The 23,012-nt window shown below is 72.5% G+C and carries 23 protein-coding genes; 16 read left to right on the top strand and 7 right to left on the bottom strand.

Features of this window, described 5'->3' with window-relative positions; genetic code table 11:
• Positions 1-34: 34 nt before the first annotated feature.
• The 13 genes from ACU436_RS01205 (at position 35) to ACU436_RS01145 (ending at position 12,317) form a co-directional block, all read left to right on the top strand.
• On the top strand, positions 35-1,036 hold the full coding sequence (locus ACU436_RS01205) for an ABC transporter substrate-binding protein (RefSeq protein ID WP_459020736.1): 1,002 nt from the start codon (positions 35-37) through the stop codon (positions 1,034-1,036).
• Positions 1,033-1,932, top strand: a complete 900-nt coding sequence (locus ACU436_RS01200) for an ABC transporter ATP-binding protein (protein ID WP_459020735.1) — start codon at positions 1,033-1,035, stop codon at positions 1,930-1,932. The genes ACU436_RS01205 and ACU436_RS01200 overlap by 4 nt, the downstream gene beginning before the upstream one ends.
• Positions 1,932-2,720, top strand: coding sequence for an ABC transporter permease (locus ACU436_RS01195; protein WP_459020734.1), 789 nt, complete (start codon positions 1,932-1,934; stop codon positions 2,718-2,720). Before ACU436_RS01200 ends, ACU436_RS01195 begins: the two co-directional genes overlap by 1 nt.
• A 22-nt stretch (positions 2,721-2,742) precedes the next feature.
• Positions 2,743-3,282, top strand: coding sequence for a UGSC family (seleno)protein (locus ACU436_RS01190; RefSeq protein WP_459020733.1), 540 nt, complete (start codon positions 2,743-2,745; stop codon positions 3,280-3,282).
• Positions 3,279-4,334 (top strand): hypothetical protein, encoded by a 1,056-nt coding sequence (locus ACU436_RS01185; RefSeq protein ID WP_459020732.1) that lies wholly within the window; start codon positions 3,279-3,281, stop codon positions 4,332-4,334. Before ACU436_RS01190 ends, ACU436_RS01185 begins: the two co-directional genes overlap by 4 nt.
• On the top strand, positions 4,331-4,561 hold the full coding sequence (locus tag ACU436_RS01180) for a hypothetical protein (protein ID WP_459020731.1): 231 nt from the start codon (positions 4,331-4,333) through the stop codon (positions 4,559-4,561). The genes ACU436_RS01185 and ACU436_RS01180 overlap by 4 nt, the downstream gene beginning before the upstream one ends.
• A 2-nt stretch (positions 4,562-4,563) precedes the next feature.
• The gene (locus tag ACU436_RS01175; protein WP_459020730.1) at positions 4,564-5,553 is read left to right on the top strand and encodes an ABC transporter ATP-binding protein; all 990 of its coding nucleotides are present in this window, start codon (positions 4,564-4,566) and stop codon (positions 5,551-5,553) included.
• Positions 5,543-6,376, top strand: a complete 834-nt coding sequence (locus tag ACU436_RS01170; RefSeq protein ID WP_459020729.1) for an ATP-binding cassette domain-containing protein — start codon at positions 5,543-5,545, stop codon at positions 6,374-6,376. The genes ACU436_RS01175 and ACU436_RS01170 overlap by 11 nt, the downstream gene beginning before the upstream one ends.
• The gene (locus ACU436_RS01165; protein WP_459020728.1) at positions 6,373-7,332 is read left to right on the top strand and encodes an ABC transporter permease; all 960 of its coding nucleotides are present in this window, start codon (positions 6,373-6,375) and stop codon (positions 7,330-7,332) included. The genes ACU436_RS01170 and ACU436_RS01165 overlap by 4 nt, the downstream gene beginning before the upstream one ends.
• Complete coding sequence (locus tag ACU436_RS01160) at positions 7,329-8,339, top strand: ABC transporter permease (RefSeq protein ID WP_459020727.1); 1,011 nt, start codon at positions 7,329-7,331, stop codon at positions 8,337-8,339. Before ACU436_RS01165 ends, ACU436_RS01160 begins: the two co-directional genes overlap by 4 nt.
• A 20-nt stretch (positions 8,340-8,359) precedes the next feature.
• Positions 8,360-9,292 carry an SDR family NAD(P)-dependent oxidoreductase gene (locus ACU436_RS01155; RefSeq protein ID WP_459020726.1) on the top strand — a complete coding sequence of 311 codons (933 nt, stop codon included), beginning with the start codon at positions 8,360-8,362 and terminating at the stop codon, positions 9,290-9,292.
• Positions 9,289-10,890 (top strand): ABC transporter substrate-binding protein, encoded by a 1,602-nt coding sequence (locus tag ACU436_RS01150; RefSeq protein ID WP_459020725.1) that lies wholly within the window; start codon positions 9,289-9,291, stop codon positions 10,888-10,890. The genes ACU436_RS01155 and ACU436_RS01150 overlap by 4 nt, the downstream gene beginning before the upstream one ends.
• A gap of 119 nt (positions 10,891-11,009) precedes the next feature.
• Complete coding sequence (locus ACU436_RS01145) at positions 11,010-12,317, top strand: MFS transporter (RefSeq protein WP_459020724.1); 1,308 nt, start codon at positions 11,010-11,012, stop codon at positions 12,315-12,317.
• A 568-nt stretch (positions 12,318-12,885) separates the two neighbouring features.
• Here ACU436_RS01145 and mdlC read toward each other — a convergent pair.
• Positions 12,886-14,487: a benzoylformate decarboxylase gene (gene mdlC / locus ACU436_RS01140; RefSeq protein ID WP_459020723.1), complete on the bottom strand. Its 1,602-nt coding sequence runs from the start codon at positions 14,485-14,487 to the stop codon at positions 12,886-12,888.
• Between the two features lie 98 nt (positions 14,488-14,585).
• Positions 14,586-15,986 carry a vanillate/3-O-methylgallate O-demethylase gene (gene ligM / locus ACU436_RS01135; RefSeq protein ID WP_459020722.1) on the bottom strand — a complete coding sequence of 467 codons (1,401 nt, stop codon included), beginning with the start codon at positions 15,984-15,986 and terminating at the stop codon, positions 14,586-14,588.
• 148 nt (positions 15,987-16,134) lie between these two features.
• On the opposite strand from ligM, the gene ACU436_RS01130 reads away from it, so the two are divergent.
• The gene (locus tag ACU436_RS01130) at positions 16,135-16,794 is read left to right on the top strand and encodes a response regulator (RefSeq protein WP_459020721.1); all 660 of its coding nucleotides are present in this window, start codon (positions 16,135-16,137) and stop codon (positions 16,792-16,794) included.
• A 49-nt stretch (positions 16,795-16,843) separates the two neighbouring features.
• Positions 16,844-18,364 carry an AMP-binding protein gene (locus tag ACU436_RS01125; RefSeq protein ID WP_459020720.1) on the top strand — a complete coding sequence of 507 codons (1,521 nt, stop codon included), beginning with the start codon at positions 16,844-16,846 and terminating at the stop codon, positions 18,362-18,364.
• A 65-nt stretch (positions 18,365-18,429) separates the two neighbouring features.
• Here ACU436_RS01125 and ACU436_RS01120 read toward each other — a convergent pair whose 3' ends face one another.
• The 3 genes from ACU436_RS01120 to ACU436_RS01110 form a co-directional block, all read right to left on the bottom strand.
• On the bottom strand, positions 18,430-18,843 hold the full coding sequence (locus ACU436_RS01120) for a VOC family protein (RefSeq protein WP_459020719.1): 414 nt from the start codon (positions 18,841-18,843) through the stop codon (positions 18,430-18,432).
• Between the two features lie 62 nt (positions 18,844-18,905).
• On the bottom strand, positions 18,906-19,322 hold the full coding sequence (locus ACU436_RS01115; RefSeq protein WP_459020718.1) for a helix-turn-helix domain-containing protein: 417 nt from the start codon (positions 19,320-19,322) through the stop codon (positions 18,906-18,908).
• Between the two features lie 31 nt (positions 19,323-19,353).
• Positions 19,354-19,827, bottom strand: coding sequence for a CAP domain-containing protein (locus ACU436_RS01110; RefSeq protein WP_459020717.1), 474 nt, complete (start codon positions 19,825-19,827; stop codon positions 19,354-19,356).
• A 102-nt stretch (positions 19,828-19,929) separates the two neighbouring features.
• Between ACU436_RS01110 and ACU436_RS01105 the strand changes: the two genes are divergently transcribed.
• Positions 19,930-21,150, top strand: a complete 1,221-nt coding sequence (locus tag ACU436_RS01105; RefSeq protein WP_459020716.1) for a glycosyltransferase — start codon at positions 19,930-19,932, stop codon at positions 21,148-21,150.
• A gap of 6 nt (positions 21,151-21,156) precedes the next feature.
• On the opposite strand, the gene ACU436_RS01100 is transcribed toward ACU436_RS01105, so the two are convergent.
• Positions 21,157-22,404, bottom strand: coding sequence for a DUF1565 domain-containing protein (locus ACU436_RS01100; protein WP_459020715.1), 1,248 nt, complete (start codon positions 22,402-22,404; stop codon positions 21,157-21,159).
• Between the two features lie 118 nt (positions 22,405-22,522).
• On the bottom strand, positions 22,523-22,960 hold the full coding sequence (locus ACU436_RS01095; protein ID WP_459020714.1) for an Lsr2 dimerization domain-containing protein: 438 nt from the start codon (positions 22,958-22,960) through the stop codon (positions 22,523-22,525).
• Positions 22,961-23,012: the final 52 nt, after the last annotated feature.

The raw sequence follows: 23,012 nt of genomic DNA, 5'->3' as shown, positions 1-23,012 counted from the left end.
GCCGGCGGCGACCGCGTTCGCCGCAGGCCTCGCCGTGCTCCTCGCGGGCTGCGGCGGTACGTCGCCCGCGGGCGACGCACCCGGCGGGGGTGAGCTCACCCCCGTCACGTTCCTCAACGTCCTGCCCATCGAGAGCCTGACGTTCACGCCCGAGATCATCGCCCAGGCCGACGGCTACTTCGAGCGCGAAGGCCTGGACGTGGACTTCCAGGTGACCCGGGGCAGCGCGCAGGCGATCCAGACGGTCATCGCGGGCAGCGCCCTGGTCACGAGGGTCGGCGACACCGAGATGATGGTGGCCGTCGCCGGGCGCGACGCCCCGGTCAGCGCGGTGGGGCAGCCCCTGCAGCAGGCGACGATCCGCATGCTCTCGGCGGCCGACGACCCCATCAGCACGCCGGCGGACCTGCGTGGCCACATGATCGGCATCCCGTCGGAGGGCGGCACCAGCGAGACGCTGGTCGACACGCTCGCGAGGACCGCGGGGCTCACCGACGCCGACGTGCGCAAGCAGGTGGTCGGGCTCGCCCCGGGCGTCTTCGAGCTGGTGCAGCAGGGGCGCATCGACGCCTACCTGGTGGCGCTGGACACCGCCGTGGCCGTCCAGCGCCAGCAGCCCGACGCCGTGGTGCTCGACCCGTCGCAGGTGATCGCGGGCGGCACCCAGATCTACATGACCTCGCAGGCGGCGCTCGCCGACCCCGCGCAGCGCGACGTCCTGCAGCGGTTCCTGCGGGCGGTGCGGGCGGCCCAGGAGTCGGTGATCGCCGACCAGTCGCTGGACTCGACGCTCCAGAAGCTGGGGGACGCCTACGACATCCCGATCCTGCGTGATCCGGAGGTCGCCAAGGAGACCCTGCGCCAGTACATCGCCAGCTGGCAGGCCACCGGGGAGCCCCTGCAGATCGACCCGGAGCAGTGGCGGCGCGTCTACGACGAGGCCGCGGCGGAGCAGCTCGTGCCCGGCGGCCTCGACCCGGACGCCTGGTTCACCAACGACCTGCTGACCGGGGCGGCGCCGGGAGCCGGGTCGTGAGCAAGCTGTCCGACACCGCCCGGGTCGCCGAGTCGCTCGCCGGCCCCGGCCCCGGCGCCGGCACGGCGGAGCTGGAGCTGCGCGCCGTCGACAAGATCTACAAGGGGAGCCGGGGCGCCACGACCGAGGCGTTGCGCGGCATCTCGCTCTCCGTGCGGGCCGGTGAGTTCGCGTCGCTGGTCGGCCGGTCGGGGTGCGGCAAGACCACGCTGCTGCGGATCCTCGCCGGCCTGGTCACCCCGTCCAGCGGGCACGTCCTCATCGGCGGGCAGGACCTGTGGAAGGGCGGTGACCCGCGGAAGGGCGGTGGCCGGGACCCGGCCGCGCTCGAGAAGTTCGGGATGGTCTTCCAGGAGGCCAACCTGTTCCCCTGGTTCTCGATCGAGGACAACATCGCGCTGCCGCTCAAGCTGCGCGGCGTCGACAGGCGCCGCCGCCGCGCGCGGGCCGGGGAGCTGTGCGACCTTGTCGGGCTCGGCGGGTTCGAGAAGGCCTACCCGCGGGAGCTGTCCGGCGGGATGCGGCAGCGCGCGGCGATCGCGCGGGCCCTCTCCTACGACCCGTCGATCCTGCTCATGGACGAGCCGTTCGGCGCGCTCGACGCGCTCACCCGCGACCGCATGAACCTGGAGCTGCAACGCATCTCCGTCGTCACCGGCGCCACCGTCGTGTTCGTGACGCACTCGATCACCGAGGCGGTGTTCCTGTCCGACCGGGTGGTGCTGCTGTCGCCGCGGCCGGGCCGGATCCGTTCGGTGACGCCGGTCGGCTTCCCGCGGCCGCGGTCGCTGGACGTGGAGGGCGAGCCGGGCTTCCAGGAGATCGTGCGGCAGCTGCGTGGCGAGCTGGACGAGGACGGCGGCCCGGACGGCGGCACGGCGGGGGAGGAGGGCTGATGGAGCGCGAGGAACGCAACTGGTTGCCGTGGGTCAGCACGCCGATCGTGCTGCTGCTGGTCCTGGCGGTGTGGACCATGGCAGTGTCGGTCTTCGGGGTGTCGGAGTTCATCCTGCCGACCCCCGCCGACGTGGGGACGGCGGTGCTGCGGATGCTCGCCGACTCCTCGACGTGGGGGCACGTGGCCATCACGCTGACGGAGGTGGCGCTCGGCTTCCTGGCGGCGCTGGCGTTCGGGCTGGTCGTCGGGGTGGCGCTGGGCCGGGCCGAGTGGCTGGAGCGGGCGCTGCGGCCGGTGCTCGTCGCCGTGCAGGTGGTGCCGAAGGTGGCGTTCATCCCGCTCTTCGTCATCTGGTTCGGGTTCGGCGTCACCAGCAAGATCATCATGGCCGCGACGCTGGCCTTCTTCCCGATCATGCTGAACGTGATGCTCGGCGTCCGCTCCGTGGAGCGCGGCCACCGCGACGTCATGCTCGGCCTGGGCGCCAAGCGCTGGCCCACGTTCCGCGACCTCGAGCTGCCCAGCACGTTGCCGTACGTGTTCGCGGGCATGGAGGTCGCCATCGTGTTCTCCGTGATCGGCGCGGTGGTGGGCGAGTTCCTCGGGGGCAGCGAGGGCCTGGGCTACCTCGTCGTCGTGAGCCTGAACGCCCTCGACGCACCACAGCTGTTCGCGGTGATCTTCCTGCTCGCCGTGCTCGGCTGCCTGCTGTACCTGATCGTCAACGGGGCGAAGCGGTTCGTGATCCCGTGGCACGAGTCGGTGCTCGCCGCCGACCGACCCTGAAGGGGGAGTCATGTTCGAGGCCATGATCGATCCCACCGGCGGCCCGTCGGCCGAGTCCACCGGGCCGCGGCTGGCCGCGCGCCCGGCCCGGCTCGACGGGCTGGTCGTCGGCCTGGTGGCCAACCCGAAGAAGAACGCGGAGCCGTTCCTCGACGCCGTCGGCGAGCTGCTGGCCGACGGCCACGGCACCGCGGACGTGGTGCGCACCCGCAAGACCAGCATCACCGACCCGATCCCGCAGGCCACCCTGGACGAGCTCGTGCAGCGCTGCGACGTCGTGCTCATCGGCGTGGGTGACTGCGGCTCGTGCAGCGCGGCGGCCGTGGCCGACGGGATCGCGTTCGAGGCCGCGGGCGTGCCCGCCGCGGTGATCTGCAGCGATGCGTTCCGGGTGAGCGCCGACGCGATGGCGAGGTTGCAGGGGAGCCCCGGCTACACCTACGTCACCACGGCGCACCCCGTGGCCCCGCTCGACGCCGACGGTGTGCGCGAGCGCGCCCGGCTGGCCCTTCCGGAGCTGGTCGGGATGCTCACCGACCCCGTCCCTGCGGTGGCGCGGTGACCGCGCTGCAGGAGGACGCCGACCGGCTGCGCTACACGCGCGGCGCCATCGAGCACGCGTACGCGCAGGGCTGGACCGACGGGCTGCCCGTCGTGCCGGTCACGGCGGACGTCGTCGAGGAGTTCCTCGCCGCCACGTCCCGGCCGCGCGACGAGGTCGTGGCCGCGGTGCCGCACCTCGGGCGCGAGTGCACCGTGGAGCAGGTCGCGGTCAACGCCGCGATGGCGGGCTGCCGGCCCGAGTACCTGCCGGTGGTGCTGGCCGCCTGGGACGCGCTGATGAACCAGCGGGTGGTGACCGGCGGCGGCTGGCAGAGCACCAGCGGCCCGGCGCCGCTGATCGTGGTGAACGGCCCGGTCCGCGCCGCGCTCTCCATCAACTCCGGCGGTGGCGTGCTCGGGCCCGGGTTCCGGGCCAACGCGACGATCGCGCGCGCCGTCGGGCTCGTCGTGCGCAACGTGTTCGGGATCCGGCCGCAGGAGCTCGAGCAGTCGACCCAGGGCCTTCCGGGCCGGTTCACGCTGTGCATCGGGGAGAACGAGGAGGAGAGCCCCTGGGAGCCCCTCGCCACCGAGCTGGGGCTCGCGCCCGGCACCGACGCCGTGTCGGCGCTGCTGCTGCGCACGTGCGAGTTCATCGACAACCGGCACACCGAGGACCCCGAGCAGGTGCTGTGGGACATCGCCGACACGGTGGCCCGCACCGGTGCCGCGATCGGGCGGCACTCCTCGGCGGGCCTCGTGCTGGGCGTCGAGCACGCCCAGATGCTCGCGGCCGGCGGCTTCTCGAAGGCCGACGTCCAGCAGTGGCTCTCCGAGCACGCCTTCCGCACCCACGCGGAGATGCAGCTCGCCGGCAAGGGCCTCGCCGGCCAGGAGGGGCCGGGCATCGACGAGCACGGCCTGCACGTCGTGCCCGACCCGGACCAGATCCCGATCGTCGTCGCCGGGGCGCGCAACGCCGCGATGTCGATGGTCGTGCGCCCGTTCGGCTTCGGCGGCTGGTCGCGCACCGCCCATCCGATCCGCCCGGCAACAGGAGGTGTCCAGTGAGCATCGACGAGACCGCCCTCTCCGGGCTGCGGAGCACCCTGGAGGCGGACGACTACCGGATGGCGGTCGCCGAGGCCGGCAGCGCCGTCGAGGTGACGATCACCGCGGGACCGAACGCGTGCGAGGACTGCCTGGTCCCGAAGCCGATCATGCGCAACATCCTGCACGCCGCGCTCGGCGTACCCGAGGACGCGATCGTGCTGAACTACCCGGCGGACGCGAGCTGATCATGTCGCCCCCGCTGCTCGACGTGCGTGACCTGGCTGTGCGGTTCCCGACGCCGTCCGGACCGATCGAGGCCGTGTCCGGGGTGTCGTTCGGCGTGACGGCCGGCGAGACCCTGGCCGTGGTCGGGGAGTCCGGATCGGGCAAGAGCGTGTCGTCGCTCGCGGTGCTCGGGCTGCTCGGCGTCGGCCGGGTGACCGCGGGCTCGATCCGCTTCCAGGGCGAGGAGCTCGTCGGGGCCGACCCGGAGCGGCTGCGCCGGCTGCGCGGCGCCGACATCGCCATGATCTTCCAGAACCCGATGAGCTCCCTCGATCCGCTCTTCACCGTCGGGGACCAGATCGCGGAGGCGCTGCGGATCCATCGCGCGGTCTCGCGCCGCGACGCGCGCCGCCGCGCGGTCGAGCTGCTCACCGAGGTCGGGCTCCCGGACCCGGAGCGGCGGGTGCGGTCCTACCCGCACGAGCTGTCCGGCGGGCAGCAGCAGCGCGTGATGATCGCGATGGCGCTGGCCTGCGAGCCCGCGCTCCTCATCGCCGACGAGCCCACCACCGCCCTCGACGTCACGGTCGAGGCGCAGATCCTCGAGCTGCTGCGCCGGATGCAGCGCGACCACGGCACCGCGCTGCTCTTCGTCACCCACGACATGGGCGTGGTCGCCGAGATGGCCGACCGGGTGCTCGTGATGTACGCGGGGCAGGTCGTGGAGCAGGGCGCGGTGCGCGACGTGCTGCGCGACCCGCGCAACCCCTACACGCGGGCCCTGATCGAGTCGATCCCGACGCCGACCACACGGCGCGACCTGCCGATGCCGGCGATCGCGGGGAACGTGCCGCACCCGTCTGACCTGCCCGGCGGGTGCCGCTTCCACCCGCGCTGCCCCGCCGTGCTCGACCGTTGCTCCACCGACGACCCGCCGCTCACCGACCTGGAGCCCGGCCGCACGAGCCGGTGCTGGCGCCACGAAGCCCGGGAGGTGGCCGGTGTCGGGTGACCCGCTGGCCGGAGCGGCGGTCACGGCCGCCGAGCCCGGCCCCGCCCCGCTGTTCGAGGCGCACGACCTCGTCAAGCACTTCCGGATGCGGCGCTCCGTCGTGAAGGCGGTGAACGGTGTCTCGCTCGCGATCCCGCGCGGCCGCACCGTCGGTCTCGTGGGCGAGTCGGGTTCGGGGAAGTCGACGGTGGCGCGGCTCGCGCTGCGGCTGCTCGACCCCACCTCGGGCCGGCTCGCGTTCGACGGCATCGACCTGCTGCGCGCGTCCCGGCGCGAGGTGCGGGCGCTGCGGCGGCGGATGCAGATCGTGTTCCAGGACCCGTTCGGCTCGCTCAACCCGCGGATGCGGGTGGTCGACGCCGTCGGCGAACCCCTCGCGGTGCACCGGCTGGCCCGGGGCCGGGAGCGCACCGACCGGGTGGTCGAGCTGCTCGAACGCGTCGGGTTGGGCGCCCGCGACCTGCACAAGTACGCCCACCAGTTCTCCGGTGGGCAGGCGCAGCGGATCGGGATCGCCCGCGCGCTCGCCACCGGCCCGGACCTCATCGTCTGCGACGAGGCGGTGTCCGCGCTCGACGTCTCGGTGCAGGCCCAGGTGCTGAACCTGCTCAAGCGCCTGCAGGCCGAGCTGGGCCTGTCCTACCTGTTCATCGCCCACGACCTCAACGTCGTGCGGTACATGGCCGACGAGGTCTGCGTGATGCACCTCGGCGAGGTCGTCGAGCGCGGCGACGGCGACGCCCTGTTCGCCGACCCGCAGCACGCGTACACGAAGACGCTCGTGGGCGCCGTCCGCCATCTCCCCGCCCCGGAGGCGCCGTGATCGGCTACACGCTGCGCAGGCTGGGCTACGGCCTGGTCGTGATGGTGCTGGTCACCGTGTTCGTGTTCGTGGTGATGCGGCTGGTGCCCGGTGACGCCGTGGCCCTGCAGCTGCAGGAGACCGGGGTGAGCGCGGAGGAGGCCGACGCGATGCGGGCGCAGTTCGGCCTCGACGACACGATCTGGGTGCAGCTGGGCTCGTGGCTGGCCGGCGCCGTGCAGGGTGACCTCGGCACGTCCTTCTACACCGGCGAACCGGTCGCCGCGCTGTTCCTCGACCGCGTCCCGGTCACGCTGCAGCTGGGCCTGCTGGCGATCGTGATCGGTGCCGTGCTCGGGGTCGGGTTCGGGATCGTCGCGGCCGTCACCCGCGGCACCGCGGTGGACGCCGCCGTGCGCGTGTTCGCGGTGGCGTTCCTTTCGGTGCCCAACTTCGTGATCGGGCTGCTCGTGCTCACGTTCCTGGCGCTGTGGTTCGCCTGGTCACCGCCGATCGTCTACGCCGGCCCGGGGGAGGACCTCGTGAGCTGGCTGCAACAGATCGCGATCCCGGTGATCGCGCTCGGCACCGGCGGGATGGCGGGCATCGCGCGCATGACCCGCTCGTCGATGCTGGAGTCGCTGGGCTCGGACTACATCCGCACCGTGCACGCCAAAGGCGCCCGGCAGCGGACCGTCGTGTTCAAGCACGCCCTGCGCAACTCCACGATCGCGGTGCTCACACTGCTCGGCCTGGAGCTGGCCACGGTGCTGGGCGGCACGGTGATCCTCGAGCAGATGTTCGCCATCCCCGGCACCGGTCAGCTCATCTACCAGGCCGTCCTCGACCGCGACTACCCGGTCGTGGTCGCCTGCACGATCTTCTACGCCGGCCTGTTCGTCGTCACGATCATCATCATCGACCTGCTCTACGCGCTGGTCGACCCGCGGATCCGGACCGGGAGGGCCCTGTCGTGAGCGAGGACGTCCTGGTCCCCACCGCGCCGCCGCGGCGGACCCTCGTCGGCGCGCTCGCCGCGCTGCACCGGTTCGTGCGGGCCCAGCCGCTGGGCGCCGTCGCGCTCGTGCTGATAGTCGTGTTCGTGGTGGCGGCGGTGTTCGCCCCGTGGCTGGCACCCCACGACCCCCTCGAACAGTTCCGGCGCAACATCCTCGAGGAGCCGTCGGGACAGTTCCCGCTGGGCACCGACGACCTGGGCCGGGACGTGCTGAGCCGCACGATCCACGGTGCCCGCACCTCGCTGCTGATCGGCGTGGCGACCACGGCGATCAGCCTCGTGCTCGGCACCACCATCGGCGTGGTCTCCGGCTACTTCGGCCGCGCCGTCGACGTCGTGATCCAGCGCGTGATGGACGCCGTGCAGGCGATCCCCGGCATCGTCCTGCTGCTGTTCATCGCCGTGATCCTGGGGCCGTCGGTGCGGAACACGGTCATCGCGCTGACGGTCGTGATCACGCCGTCCTTCAACCGGATCGCGCGCGGGGAGACGCTGCGGATCCGGGAGGAGCGCTACGTCGAGGCCGCGCGGGCCACCGGGGCCGGCACCCCGCGGATCCTGGCCCTGCACGTGCTGCCCAACCTGTTCGCCTCGGTGTTCACGCTCGGCAGCCTGATCTTCGCCGGAGTGATCATCGCGGAGTCGGCGCTGTCGTTCCTCGGCATCGGAGCGCCGCCGCCCACCCCGTCGTGGGGCGCGATGCTGTCCGAGGGCGTGCGGTACGTCGAGCGGGCGCCGTGGATCATCCTCGTGCCCGCCGTACTGCTCTCGCTGGCCGTGTTCAGCTTCAACCTGCTCGGCGACGCCCTGCGCGACCACCTCGACCCCCGCCTGCAGCGGGCCGCGGTCGACAAGGCGGCGCGGCGCTGGTGGGCGCGCCGGCGTCCCCCCGCCGGCCTCGCGCCGAGCCTGGCCCGCGCGGCCGAGGAGCAGGACGGCGGCACCGGCGCCCGAACCGACACCTGACCGCTCGAGAGAGGAGCAACGTGGACATCTCATTGGAGGGCAAGGTCGCCCTGGTCACCGGGGCGGGGCCGAACATCGGCAGCGGGATCGCGCTGGCGCTCGCGCGCTACGGCGCGAAGGTCGCGTGCAACGACATCGACCCGGCGGCCGCGAAGACCGCCGTGGACCGCGTCGAGCGCAACGGCGGCACGGCCATCTCCGTGCCCGGCGACGTCACCGACGAGGAGCAGGTGACCGGCTACCTCGACCGCGTGATCGACGAGTTCGGCCAGATCGACATCCTGGTGAACAACGCCGCGTTGCTGGGGGGCAAGGGCGTGCTCGACGAGAGCACCGAGTTCTTCTCCCGCGCCGTCCAGGTGGCCGCGATGGGCAACTTCCTCAACACCAAGTACGTCGGCCGGCACATGGCCGAGCGCGGCATCCGCGGGTCCATCGTCGCGATCTCCTCGTCCAACGGCTGGTCCGGCTCGGCAGGCGTGATCGCCTACGCGTTCCACAAGGGCGGCGTGAACAACTTCGTCCGGGCCGCGGCCATGGACCTCGCCCCCTACGGCATCCGCGTCAACAGCTTCACGCCCACCGCACCCACCCCCGACAACCCCGAGCTGATCAAGGAACGCGGTGCGGGCGGCGTGCTCGACCGGCCGCGCGCGCACGGCATCGGCGGCGGAGGAGGCGACGAGGAGTGGCGCCGCCCGTCCCGGTTCACGGGCCAGCGCGCGCCGCTCGTGCCCATGGGCACCACCGGCACCCCGACCGACATCGGTCACGCCGTGGCCTGGTTGTCGTCGGACTACGCCCGCCTGATCACCGGCTGCGACTTCGTGGTCGACGGCGGCGCGCGGGCCAAGAACTTCGCCTACGCCCCCGCACCCGCGGCCGACCTCGCCGGGCCGATGCCGCTCATCCCCCTCGACGTCACCGGCGAGCTGGACAGGGAGCTGGCATGAGGCCCGTCGACCGCCGGACGTTCCTGCTCGCCACCCTCGCGGCGTCGGGCGCGCTGGGGCTCTCGGCATGCGGCGGAGGTGGGCGCAGCGCCCGGTCGGGGCCGGTCGGGGACCCGCGCCCCGGCGGCACCCTCGTCGTGCAGATGACCTCCGAGATCAGCACCAGCATCCACCCGCTGCTCCAGACCGACCCGGCGGCGATGGGGGTCATCTCGGGCACCGTCTACAGCAAGCTCCTGGAGTTCCGGACCGGCCCGGACGTGGACACGCTCGAGATCGTGCCGGACCTGGCCGAGTCGTGGGAGATCTCGCCCGACGGGCTGACCTACACCTTCCGGCTCCGCAAGGACGTGCGGTGGCAGAACGTCCCGCCGGTGAACGGGCGCCCGTTCACGTCCGACGACGTGGTGGCCACGTTCGAGGCGGTGAAGCAGACGCCCGCCCAGTTCGCCTGGATGTTCGAGCCGGTCGCGAGCATCACCGCGCCCGACGAGCACACGGCCGTGTTCACCCTGGACCGCCCCTACGCACCGCTGCTGGAGTACCTGGCGTACCACTTCAACATGGTCGTGCCCAGGGAGGGGCTCGAGGGGCAGTACGACCTGGCGACCCAGGCGATCGGCACCGGGCCGTTCCTGCTCGACTCGCACACGCCCGACGTGGAATGGGTGCTCAAGCGCAACCCGGACTACTTCGTCCCCGGCCGGCCCTACGTCGACGAGATCCGCCGCCCGGTCCTCTCCGACACCGCGGCCATCGTCGCCGCCCTGCGCAGCGGCCGGCTCGACTCCGGCGCCACCAGCGACGTGAACGTCGCCGAGGAGTTCCGCTCCCGCGGCGGCTTCACCGTCACCGAGACACCGGGCGCGCCGATCAGCATCTACCTCAACCCGACCGTCGAGCCGCTCGACGACATCCGGGTGCGGCAGGCCGTGATGGAGGCGATCGACTGGGTCGGCATGGGCGAGAACATCCGCGGCCACTTCAACCTGACCTCCATGCTGCGCCCGGACACCAGTCCGGCCGCGCTGACCCGCGAGGAGGTCCTCGAGCTGCGCCCGTTCGACCCCGCGCACGCACGGGCGCTGCTCGCGGAGGCGGGCCTGCCGAACGGGTTCAACACCTCCCTGCTCGTGCAGCGCGTCGACGACGAGGACGTGCGCGAGGCGCAGTGGATGCAGGCCGACCTCGAGGAGGTCGGCATCCACGCCGAGATCGAGATCGTGGACCCGGCCACCGGCATCGACCGGCGCCGCAACCACGACTTCGCGATCACCAAGGCCCTGCGCGGCGTCCACCTGCCCGACCAGGTGTGGCGCGACTTCGAACCGGACTCGATCGAGAACTACGCCCTCGTGAACGACCCCGAGCTGGACCGGATGATCGACGAGTCCCGCGCGACCGTCGACGACGCCGCCCGTGCCGACATCTACCGGAAGATGCAGGTGCGGATGGAGACCCAGATCCGGCAGGCGTTCTACCCGATCCAGAAGTTCGACTACGCGATCGCGAACGAGCGGGTGCAGGACCTGTGGCCGAGCCCGATCTACCAGGGCCGCCGCCTCGCGGACGTGTGGCTGTCCGACAGCGAAGCCTGATCGGGAAGGCCTGAGATGGGACAGATGACGTACTCGGCACGCGTCCCCGCGCGGGTGCCACCGGCCCGGCGTTTTGCTTGGATCGCCCCAGCACATGGCGTCCGAAGGAGTGCCCAGCCGTGACAGCACCAGCGACCGGTCCGTCCCGCAGGAGCATCTTCGCGGCGAGCTTCATCGGCACGTCGATCGAGTGGTACGACTACTACATCTTCGGCACGGCCGCGGCCCTGGTGTTCGGGTCGCTGTTCTACCCGGACTTCTCCCCGGTGGCCGGCACGCTCGCCGCGTTCGCGACGTTCGCCGTCGGCTTCGTCGCACGCCCGCTGGGCGCCGCGGTGATCGGCCACTTCGGGGACCGGATCGGGCGCAAGTCGATGCTGGTGCTCACCCTGCTCCTCACCGGCGGCGCCACGTTCCTCATCGGGGTGCTGCCCACGTTCGCCGCGATCGGGATCGGCGCGCCGATCCTGCTCGTCGTCCTGCGGCTGGCGCAGGGCTTCGGCGTCGGCGGCGAGTGGGGCGGCGCCGTGCTCATCGCCACCGAGCACGCCTCGCCGCGGCGGCGCGCGGTGTACGGCAGCTTCGCCCAGTTCGGGGTGCCCGTCGGCGTCCTCACCTCCAACCTGGCGTTCCTCGCCGTGTCCGGCCTGTCCAACGAGGACTTCATGGCGTGGGGTTGGCGCATCCCCTTCCTGTTCTCGATCGTGCTGGTCGTCGTCGGCTTCATCGTGCGCAGCAGGCTCCAGGACGCCCCGGAGTTCGAACAGATCAAGCAGGAGCGGGCCACCAGCAAGGTGCCGATCGCCGAGCTCGTGCGGACCCGGCCCCTGCTGCTGACCCTCGCGAGCCTCGCCTCGATCGCGCCGCCCGCCGTCGGCTACACCGTGATCGTCTACATGCTCACGTACGGCACCAAGGTCGTCGGCTTCGCCCGCCCCACACTGCTCACGCTGATCCTGCTGTCCACCGCCGTGTGGATCGCCACGATCATCGTGGCCGCGATCCTCTCCGACCGGTACGGGGCGAAGATCGTCTTCGTGATCGGTGCGCTCACCGCCGTGGTGTGGCCGCTGCCGATGTTCGCGCTGGTGGACACCGGCAACGCCGGCCTCGCCCTGATCGCGTTCTGCATAGCCGCCGTCGTGCAGGGGATCATGGCGGGCGCCCAGGGCGGCCTGTTCACCGAGATCTTCGACGTGCGGGTGCGCTACAGCGGCATCTCGGTCGCCTACCAGCTTGGCGGCATGATCGGCGGTGCCATCACCCCCATCGCGGCCACCGCCCTCTTCGCCGCGTACGGGTCGTCCACGGCGGTCGGGCTCTACGTCACGGCCCTGTGCGTGGTGAGCTTCGTCGCGGCCCTGGCCCTGCGCGTGCCGAGCCGGGCCCCGAGCACCGAGGCCTTGCCCGCGGCCAGCGACGGCTGAACCGGGGCGCCCGGCGAGGCCGCCGCCGCGAACAATGGGTGTGTGAAGTGGCCGCGGAGGTCGCCGCGGAGCTGGGCAGCACCGCGTGGGGAGCTTCCGCGGCGATCAAGGGCAAATGGTTGCTCTGTAGCGGTGATCAAGGGCAAATGGTCGCTCCCGGAGATCGTTTGGCGACCATTTCCCCTTGATCGGCGACCTGGTGCGGGTACTGCAACGCGGACGACAGCACCCGCACCGGATCGGCGATCATCGGGGTGTCTTGAGTCTCATGATCTGCGATTTGGCGCATTCTCGAGCCAGATTTCGCCGCTTTCGCGCCGACGCAATGATCACGCCCGCGAAGACCGGCCGCCGGTGGCGCCGCGCGCCCCACCGGGCAGGCCTTGGCCTGCCCGCGATGCTGCCCGGGAGGGGTCGCAGAGGCTCGCGGGTCAAGGGGCGCGAAGCGCTCGCGAAGCGACGCGGAGCGCCCTTGACGCGTGAGGGGCGGCCCCGCACGGCGCGCGGCGCCACCGGCGGTCTGTGGTCAGAGCACTGCGCTGCGCGACAACCGCGCGACCGTGCCGCGTCAGCCCAGCTTGCGCAGCTCCGTCGGAACCGGGATCTCCACCAGGCGCGGGCCGCGGGTGGCCGTGACGTCCGACAGGGCCGCCTTCAGTTCCCGGGCGGTCGTCACCTGGCAGGCGGGCACGCCGTAGCCCTCGGCGATCCGCACGGCGTCCAGGTCGGGCAGGTCGAGGCCGGGCGCGTTCTGCACGGCCAGGCTGTGGACGAAGCCGCGCAGGGCGCCGTAGCCGCCGTTGCGCAGCACGAGGAACGTGACGGGGAGCCGGTGCTGCGCGGCCGTCCAGAGCCCGGTGATGCCGTACTGCGCCGCGCCGTCGCCGAGGACGGCCACGACGGGTCGCTCCGGGTCGGCCAGGGCCATGCCCACGGCGGCGGGGAGGCCGAAGCCGAGCCCGCCGGCCGCGGGGAAGAGCATGGAGCGGGGAGTGCGCAGGTCGAGGTGCGTCCAGAACTGGGCGGTGTTCGCGGTGGACTCGTTCACGAGGCGCGCGTTCGCCGGCAGCGCCTCGGTGAGGGCGGCGAAGAGCGCGTCGGCGGGGAACGGGCCCTCGTCGGGCAGCACGGCGTGGGGGATCGCGCGCGGCTCCGGCAGGGGCCGTGCCGCGTCGGCGGGGAGCGCCTGCAGCAGCTGCCCGGCGATCGCGGCGACGTCGCCCACCAGCGCGTCCCCGAACGGGGTCCGGGCCGCGGCGCCGGGGTCGGAGCCCACGGCCACCAGCTCGGTGCCCTCGGGGAGCCACCGGCCCGGCCGGTGGGCGTGGTAGCGGAACACCGGCGCGCCCAGCACGAGCACGAGGTCGTGGCCGGCGAGGTGCTCGGCGACGCCGGCGATGCTCGGCGGCAGCAGGCCGCGCCACTGCGGGTGCCGGGTGGGGAACGGGCAGCGCGGGGCCGTCGGAGCCGTCCAGACGGCGGCCCGCCACCGCTCGGCCAGGGCGACGACGCGGTCGAAGGCCCGCTCGTCGTCCGCCTCCGGGCCGACGACCAGCGCGGGCGTGCGCGCCGCTGCCATCCGCCGGGCCAGCTCGGCGACCACGTCCGGGTCGGCCGCGCCCGCCCACCGCACCCGCCGCCCCGGCAGGAGGGCCGCCACGTCCGGGTCGGCGGGCTGCCCCCAGTCGTCCATCGGCAGCGACACGAAGACCGGCCCGGCCGGCGGCAGGGTGGCGCGGTGGAACGCCTCCGACAGCGCCCTGGGCACGTCCTGGGCGGTGGCCGGCTCGTACGACCACTTCACCTGGGGCTCCGGCACCCGCACCATGTCGGCCTCGCCCAGCACGGCGTTCAGGCCGATCATCGAGCGGTTCTGCTGGCCGGCCGTGACCACGAGCGGCGTGTGGCTCGCGCGCGCGTTCGCGAGGTTGCCCACCGCGTGGCCGAGGCCCGCGGCCGAGTGCAGGTTCACCAGCGCCGGCCGGCCGGTGGCCTGGGCGTACCCGTCGGCCATCCCGAGGACGGCGGCCTCCTGGAGGCCGAGGACGTAGCGGAAGTCGGGTGGGAAGCCGTCGAGGAACGGCAGCTCGTTGGATCCGGGATTGCCGAAGACCGTGGTGAGTCCCCAGGAACGCAGCAGGTCGTGAACGGTGCTCCGAACGGTGGCCACAGCCGGATCCTCCGCTTTCCCGGTCCTGAAGTGAAACCCGTCGGCGGGGTCGGCCGCTGTGCACGACCCCGCCGACGGCGTTGTGGGTGGCTGCGGTCCTACACCGTGGCCTTGCTCCGCCAGCCCGGCTGGTAGCTCTCGCGGACGATGTCCGCGTACGGGGCCGGGCTCACCACGGCGCGCACCGCGAGCTGCTCGTGCGGCTGCACGGTGGGCTTGCGGGTGCCGCCGTCCGGCTCGCCCCAGACCACCTGCACCTCGGCGCCGAGCGGCACGTCGGGGGCGACGGTCGCCAGCGAGAGCACCTTGCGCTCGTTGGCGCTGAAGCCGGTGAAGAGCGAGAGCCCGACGAGGGTGCCGTCCGAGTCGACCACCGAGTCGAAGTTGGACGGCCCGTAGTTGGCGTTGGGCAGGTCGAAGAACTGGTAGTCCGGGCCGTCGGCGACCGGGGAGGCCAGCAGCTTCGAGACGTCCTCGGCGTTCCAGGCGAGGGTGACCTTGCGCCGCTGCTTCTCCGGCTCGATCGCGCTGAGCGCCTCGCGGCCGACGAAGTCGTGATCGAACTTGACGAAGGACCCGTAGCCCATCTCCCACGGGTTGAGGTAGTAGTCCTCGATCTTGTCCGACACGAAGCTGCCGGCGATGGCGTTGGTGGCCTCGTAGCTGTCGGCGCCGAGCCACTGGCGGTAGTCGCGCAGGCCCTCGCTCGTGTAGATGGCCGGCAGCGGCGAGGGGATCCAGCCCGACTCGAGCGTGTTGCAGGCGTACGCACGCGACCCGCAGGGTTCCAGGCCGAACTCGCGGCCCGCCTCCAGGATGGTCTCGCGCACCCGGTCGTAGCTGTCGTACGGCCCCCAGATCTCCAGGCCGGGGGCACCCGCCATGCCGTGGCGCAGCGTGCGGACGTCCGCGCCGCCGATCTTCATGTGGCCCAGGGTGAAGAACCGGGTCCGCTCGAGGGGGCTGCCGTTGAGCTTCTCGATGACGTCCCAGGCGCGCGGGCCCTGGATCTGGAAGCGCCACACGTCACGCGTGACGGCCTTGCCGTAGGGCCGCATGGGGGAGCGCTGGTCGACCTTGATGTCGACGTCGTAGCCCTGCGTGGCCCGGAACTGCAGGTAGTTGGCCACCGGCGCGCGGCCGACGTAGATGAGCTGGTCCTCCGCCAGCCGGAAGAGGATGCCGTCACCGATCACCCCGCCGTCCGGGGACACCGGCACGAACTGCTTGGCGGTGTCCACGGGGAACTTCGCGGTGCTGTTGATGCCGTTGTCGGTGACCAGCTTCAGCGCGTCGCGGCCGGAGATGAAGAGGTTGACCATGTGGTGGCTCTGGTCGAACAGCACGGCCGAGTCCCGCCAGGCGATGACCTCGCGGCGGAAGTTGGTGAACTCGGCCGGCACGACCGGGTAGATGTAGGCGCCCAGCTGCGAGTTGCGCAACAGGTCGACGGTGCCTCCTGCCTGGTCCAACACGTCCTGCAGGTTCTTCGCACTCATGCGTGTGTCACCCCGTCTTCTCTCCTACTTCTGTCCGAGGCCACGCTAGGAAGCCGCGCACCTGCACGGATACAGGGAAATGGCGCGACCGGCACGGCCACGGAGGTGTCGGTGAGCGCGTCATTTGACGTACCTGAATGATGGGCCGGTGGAGAGGGACCTGCGAGTGCTGGTCGTCGACGACCACGCGGTGGTCCGGCGCGGCGTGATCGCCTACCTCGATGTGCTCGACGACGTCGAGGTGGCGGGCGAGGCCGCCGACGGCGCTGCCGCCCTGAACCTGCTGGTCGACCTGGCGACGCACGGCAGGCTGCCCGACGTGGCCCTCATGGACCTGCAGATGCCGGGCATGGACGGGGTCGCCGCGATCGCGGAGATCCGGCGCCGTTTCCCGGCGGTGCAGGTCGTGGTCCTCACCAGCTTCGGGGAGATCGAGCGCGTGCACGCCGCCCTGCACGAGGGTGCGGCGGGCTACCTGTTGAAGGACGCGGGGCCGGGGGAGATCGCCGCCGCGCTGCACGCCGCCGCGGGCGGGGAGGTGTTCCTCGACGCGGCCGTCGCCCGCCGCCTCGCCCAGGAGATCCGGGCGCCCCGCAGCGGGCTGCGCGCCCTCACCGTGCGGGAGCGCGAGATCCTGCGCCTCGTCGCGGAGGGCCGGTCCAACAAGGAGATCGCCGCCGAGCTGGTGATCAGCGAGCGCACGGCCCGCACCCACGTGAGCAACCTGCTCGGCAAGCTGGGCCTCGCGTCGCGGACGCAGGCGGCCCTGCTGGCCATCCGGGAGGGGCTGGTCCCGCCCGCCGGGTGACGTTAGGCTTCCGCCGATATCAGGAACCCTGTCATTCGTCGGAGGGCTCATGGACACCGCGGCGATGCGCCACGCGGCCGCCCCGGCCCTGGGCAGCTGGCCGTCCCGGCGCGCCCGGATCGCGCCCCGGCGCCCCGCGCTGGTCGAAGGGGAGCGGACCGTCACCTACGCCGAGCTGGCCGACCGCACCGCCCGGCTCGCGGGCGTGCTGGCCGAGCGCGGGGTCCGGCCCGGCGACCGCGTCGCCTACCTCGGCGTCAACGCGATCAGCGTGTTCGAGACGTATTTCGCCACCTGGTTGCTGGGCGCGATCGTGGCGCCGCTGAACTACCGGCTCGCCCCCGACGAGATCCGGTACATGCTCGAGGACTCCGGTGCCGCGCTCCTCGTCCACAGCGCCGACACGGACGCCCTGGTGAGCGCGGCCGGTCCCGGCGTGCCCGTTCTGAAGGTGGGCCCCGGCCACGACCCGGCCGTCGCGGCCCCGATCGCCGAGCCACCGCCGGTCACGCTCGACGACCCGGCGATCCTGCTCTACACCTCCGGCACCACCGGTCGCCCCAAGGCCGCCGTCCTCACGCACGGCAACCTCACCTGGAACACCGTCAACCAGCTCGCCCACGTCGACGTGCTCAGCACCGACCACGCACTGTGCATCTCCCCGCTCTTCCACTGCGTCGGGCTCGGCCAGGTCACGCTGCCGACCCTGTTCAAGGGGGGCTGTGTCGAGCCGCTCGCCGGTTTCGACGCGGGCGCGGTGCTCGCCCGGATCGGCGAGGCCGGGGTCACCAGCTTCTCCGCGGTGCCCACGATGCTGCAGATGATGGTGGAGCACCCCGGCTGGGACGCCGCCGAGCTCGACACGCTGCACACCGTCCTCTACGGGGGCTCGCCCGTGCAGGAGCGCGTCGCGCGGGCGTGGCTCGAGCGCGGCGTGGCGGTCCAGCAGGGCTACGGCATGACGGAGGCGGCCCCCGGGGTGTACATGGTGCCGCGCGGGGGCGACCTGGACCGTCCGGTCTCCGTCGGGGTCCCGCACTTCGCCACCGAGGTCGCCATGCTCCGCGACGGGGAGCGCGTGCCGGTCGGGCCCGAGCCCGCCGAGCTGCTCGTGCGGGGGCCGCACGTGTTCGCCGGGTACTGGAACCGCCCGCAGGAGTCGGCCGCCTCCTTCGTCGACGGCGAGTGGTTCCGCACCGGCGACGTGCTGCGGGTGGCCCCCGACGGCTGGGCCGACGTCGTCGACCGGGTGAAGGACGTGATCATCTCGGGCGCGGAGAACGTGTACCCGGCCGAGGTCGAGGCCGTGCTGGTGCGGCTGGACGCGGTGGCCGACGCCGCGGTCGTCGCCGTCCCCGACGCGCGGTGGGGAGAGGTCGGCGCGGCGTACGTCCAGCTGCGGGAGGGCGCCGACGTCACCGACGAGGACCTGCGCGGCCACCTGGGGGCCCACCTCGCCCGCTACAAGATCCCGAAGTACTTCGCGCGCACCGACGCGCTGCCCCGCAACGCCACCGGGAAGGTCCGGCGGGTCGAGCTGCGCAGTCGCGCGGCCGCCGAGTTCTGCTGAGCACTATGGAGCCACACTGCTGTTTCGAGCCGCCCCAGAACAGCGTTAGGGGTCCATAGTGCGATCTAGCTGTAGGCCTTCGGTTCCACCAGCACCATCCAGTTGCCGGAGTTGTCGCGGGCGACGGCCTCCACCCCGTAGGGGCGCTCCTCCGGCGGCTGGACGAACTCCACGCCCTTGGCCTGCAGGTCGTCGTAGGTCTTGCGGCAGTCGTCCACGTTCACGCCGATGCCGAACATGTTGCCCGCGTCGAGGGCGCGGTTGATCGAGGCCACCATGTCGTCCGGGATCGGCGGACCGGGCACGGTGAGGTGGATCTGCAGGTCGGGCTGGGTCGGGGTCTTCACGGTGCACCACCGGTAGCCCTCGCCGAGGGTGATGTCGGTGTGCTCCTGGAAGCCGAGGACATCGACGTAGAAGGCCTTGGCGGCGTCGACGTCCTTCACGAACACGCTGGCGATCGAGACGGCTGTGATCATGCGGGAAGGCTACGAGCCCGCCGCCTCCGGCGGCTTCTCCTCGCTTGCGGAGCGGTGGCCGCTCAGCGTCGTTCGGCCAGCCCCCACATGAACACGAAGCACCCCGGGATGTGCGGGGCGCCGGTGGTGGCCCACCGGCGCTGGAACTCGCTGGGCGACTCGCCGACCAGCTCCCGGAACCGGCTGCTGAACGAGCCGAGGCTGGAGAAGCCGACGGCGTGGCAGACCTCGGTGACGGTGAGGTTGGTGCCGCGCAGGAGGTCCTGGGCGCGCTCCACGCGCCGGCGGGACAGGTGAGCCGCGGGGGAGACCCCGTAGGTGGCGGTGAACAGCCGCTGGAAGTGGTACTTGCTGATCCCGGCGACCGCCGCGATCGCCTCGAGGTCGAGGGGCTCCGTGTAGTGCCGGTCGACGTGGTCGTGCGCCCGGCGCAGGTGCACCAGCAGGTCGCTCGGGGCCCGGCGGGTCGGGGCGCTCACGACTCGACAGTCTAGAACGCCCCGACGCGGTCTACCGGGGTGTGCCGAAGTCCTGCGTCCAGTAACCGTCGACGCGGGCGACGCCGATGTCCTCGTAGGCGCAGTTCAGGATGTTCTCCCGGTGTGCCTCGCTGTTCATCCAGAGCGACATGACCCGCTCGGGCGAGGTCGTGCCCGAGGCGACGTTCTCGCCGACCTTGCTCCACTCGTAGCCGGCCCGCGTGGCGCGCTCGCCCACCCTGGAGCCGTCGGAGCCGGTGTGGGTCATCTTCCCCATGTCGGCCTGGTCCTGCGAGTGGTCCTGCGCGGCCTCGGTGAGGTGGGACTCGACGGAGACGGGGTCGCAGCCCGCCTCCTCGCGCTCCTGGTTGACCAGTGCGACCACGGTGTCGGTGTCCTCGGCGGATGTCGCGGCGTGAGCCGCGGTGGCGGGCACCGCGCACGCCACGGCCACCAGTGCGGCGACGATCGGTAGGCGGGCGGCCCCGCCGGTACGTTCTCTCACGCCCGTACAACACCCGAACGGGCGAACGGGATACGGCCGATATCACATTCGGTTACCCAGGGTGTCGATCTACCTCCGCCGGCCCGGGGAGAGGATGGGGCGATGCGGATCCTGATCGCTGCGCTGGGTTCCCGGGGTGACGTCGCCCCGTTCGTCGGGCTCGGGGAACGGATCGCGGGCGCGGGGCACGAGGTGACGGTGGCCGCCCACGCCGAGTTCGAACGCGCCGTCCGCGCGGGCGGTCTCGGGTTCGCGTGCCTCGCCGGCGACGCCCGCTCGATCGCGGACTTCCCGCGTGGCTGGCGCACCTCGCCCCGGTTCCTCGCCGGGCAGGCGCGGCGCCTGACGCGGTATCTCGAGGACGCCGCCGTGGACCTGCTCGCCGCGGCGCGGCACGCGGACGTCCTGCTCGTGAACCTGACTGCGATGTTCGGCTACGAGATCGCCGACGGGCTCGGCATCCCCGGCATGGGCCTGTACTCGCAGCCGGTGGAGCCGACGGGGGACTTCCCGCCCGTGCTGTTCCACTCCGCGCGCTCGCTGGGCCGCCCCGGCAACCGGCTCGCGGGGCGGCTCGCACTGGCGTCGATCACGCCGTACCACCGGGCCGCGGCGCGGGTGCGCGCGGAGCTCGGGCTGCCACCGCGGTCGCGCCGGGACCGGCCGCGACACCGGCCGGTGCTGCACGGTTTCAGCGCCCACGTGCTGCCGCGTCCCGCCGACTGGCGACCCGGGCTGGAGGTCGTCGGGTACTGGCCCTCGCCCGAGCCGGCCGGTTGGACGCCGCCGCCGGAGCTCGTCGACTTCCTCGCCGCCGGGCCGGCACCCGTGTTCATCGGCTTCGGCAGCATGGCATCCGGTCAGGACGGCTGGCTGTCCGAGACCGTAGCGGCGGCGCTGCGGCGCAGTGGCGGGCGCGCCGTGGTGCAGGCCGGGTGGGCCGGGCTGGCGGGTGCCGGCCCGGACGACCCCGATGTCCTGACCATCGGCGACGTCCCGCACTCGTGGCTCTTCCCCCGGGTGGCGGCCGTGGTGCACCACGGCGGGGCCGGGACGGCCGGCGCCGCCTTCATCGCGGGTACGCCGGCCGTGGCCGTTCCCGTCTACGCCGACCAGCCGCTGTGGGGCGAGCGGATCCGCGCGCTCGGCGCGGGGCCTTCCCCGCTTCCGTTCCGCGCGTTGACCGCGGAGACGCTCGCCGGGCGCATCCGGGACCTGCGGAGCGGCCGGTACCGGGACGCGGCCGCCGAGCTGGGCCGGCGGGTGCGGGCCGAGGACGGCGCCGCGCGGGTGCTCGAGGCGCTCGCCCGGCTCGGCGGCTGAGCCGGCTCAGCAGGGCTGGTCGACCCCGGTGGGCGTGTCCTCGCCGAGGGACGCGGCCTGCACGTCGTTGCCGCACATCTGCCCCTGCTGGGCGTCCGACTCGATCTGGAACGCCTCGCCGGTGACGTCGGAGATCTGGTTGCCCTCGACGACGTTGCCGCCCTTGTCGTACTCCTCGCTGTCACTCTTGATCTTGACGGCGACGCCTTCCGAACCGCTGATCGTGTTGTTGCGCACGATGTTGTCGTGACCGCGCAACTCGATGTTGCTGCCGTCGAACTCGACCGACTCGACGTTGCCCCCGCACTGGTTGTTCTCGAACACGTTGTCGTGCGCGTTCTCCTTGACGTTGAAGCACTCCGAGCCGAACGTGTGGATGACGTTGCCGGTGATCTGGTTGCCCGAGCTCGTGTCGTTCTCGGCCATCGGCTGCCCGTCGGACTTCGGGCTGGTGCCGATGTACACGCCCTCCCCGTTGTGGAACTCGAACCGGCCGCCGTCGTCGCTCTTCTTGCCGAACAGGCCGCAGTACTGGATCACCGAGTCCGCGATGACGTTGTCGTGGGCGTTGTTGCGCAGGCGGACGCACTCACCGCCCGCACCGTTGAGGAACATGTTGCGGATCTCGATGCCGGTGATGTCGCGGGACTCGTCGGACGCGCCGATGTAGATCAGCCGGCCGTCCTCGACGTCCTTGGCCACGCTCTGCTTGAACGCGGTGATCGCCGACAGGTTCTCCGGGAGCTGCTTGCCCTTCAGCTTCTCCTGGCCGTCGATCGTGAAGCCCTCGAAGACGTAGTAGCTGTGGTCGACGCTGACGACGCGGTCGGTGCCGTACAGGGTGGCCTGGTAGCGGCCGGACCGGTCCTGGCCCGTCTCCGGACCCTTGATCGTGATCGGCGCCCCGGGGGCGCCGTCGCGCTGCGTGGCGAGCTGCTCGCGGTACTCGCCCGGCGCCAGGTTGATCGTCGTGCCGGGCTGTGCCTCGTCCAGGGCGGCCTGGATCGTCTGGAAGGGCGCGCCCGCGGAGCCGTCGTTCGAGTCGCTCCCGGCGGGGTCGACGTAGACCTGCGGTCCGGCGGTGACCGGAGGAGGGGGCGTGGGGCCCGGCGGGGGTGGCGTGGACCCGGGCGCGAACACCAGGAGCGCGACGACGAGCACCGCGGCGGCCAGCGCGGCACCCAACGCCAGGTTGCGCCACAAACGGGACTGCCGGGCGGGCGCCGCGGGCGGCGAGTTGCGGACCTGGACCACTGATTCCCCGATCGATCGGGCGTGCTCGAACGCACGCGCTCCGCAACGATGATGCCCGGACAGCCTGAGCGACGTCTCATCGGAGGGGCGGTGTCACCGATGCGGGTGGTGCGGGCCCTCACGCCCCGTCGGCGCCTGCGCTGGTGGCGCTGCGGGAGTCGAGGCGGGAGTCGAGGCGGGCTCGCATCAGGTCGAGCAGCGCCGTGAGGATCTCGAACAGCACCTGCCGGACCTCGGCCCTCAGGTCGCGGCCGACCCCCGCGAGCTCCGCGCGCAGCGACGGCGGTGGTGACGGCGGTGCGGAGGGTGCGCTCGCGGCCACGGGGGCCGTCACCGTGGTCCGCGGGTCCGGTGCGTGCCGCAGCGCGGCCGCCGGCGCGGCGTGCCGGGCCCGGGCCGCCGCGATGAACTCACCCAGCACCGACCGGAGCCCGTCGGCGTGCTCCGGCGACAGGTCGATGGCGTAGGACTGCCCGTCGAGACCGAACTCGATCGTGGTGGCCGGGCCGGTCCCGTCGAGGTCGTCGACGAGCAGCCATCGCGTCTGGGTCGCCACCGGGCACTCCGTCGCGTCGCCGGATCGGTTCGTCCAGGGTACGGCGGTGGGC

It is taken from the genome of Pseudonocardia wallangbongensis (assembly GCF_054486945.1).
This window is presented reverse-complemented; position numbering and strand designations above follow the sequence as displayed.

Excerpts from the sequence above, each read along its gene's own strand:
- ACU436_RS01125 (WP_459020720.1), top strand. The coding sequence starts at position 16,844 with ATGGACACCGCGGCGATGCGCCACGCGGCCGCCCCGGCCCTGGGCAGC.
- ACU436_RS01150 (WP_459020725.1), top strand. The coding sequence starts at position 9,289 with ATGAGGCCCGTCGACCGCCGGACGTTCCTGCTCGCCACCCTCGCGGCG.
- ACU436_RS01105 (WP_459020716.1), top strand. The coding sequence starts at position 19,930 with ATGCGGATCCTGATCGCTGCGCTGGGTTCCCGGGGTGACGTCGCCCCG.
- ligM (WP_459020722.1), bottom strand. The coding sequence starts at position 15,986 with ATGAGTGCGAAGAACCTGCAGGACGTGTTGGACCAGGCAGGAGGCACC.
- ACU436_RS01120 (WP_459020719.1), bottom strand. The coding sequence starts at position 18,843 with ATGATCACAGCCGTCTCGATCGCCAGCGTGTTCGTGAAGGACGTCGAC.
- ACU436_RS01195 (WP_459020734.1), top strand. The coding sequence starts at position 1,932 with ATGGAGCGCGAGGAACGCAACTGGTTGCCGTGGGTCAGCACGCCGATC.
- ACU436_RS01190 (WP_459020733.1), top strand. The coding sequence starts at position 2,743 with ATGATCGATCCCACCGGCGGCCCGTCGGCCGAGTCCACCGGGCCGCGG.
- ACU436_RS01175 (WP_459020730.1), top strand. The coding sequence starts at position 4,564 with ATGTCGCCCCCGCTGCTCGACGTGCGTGACCTGGCTGTGCGGTTCCCG.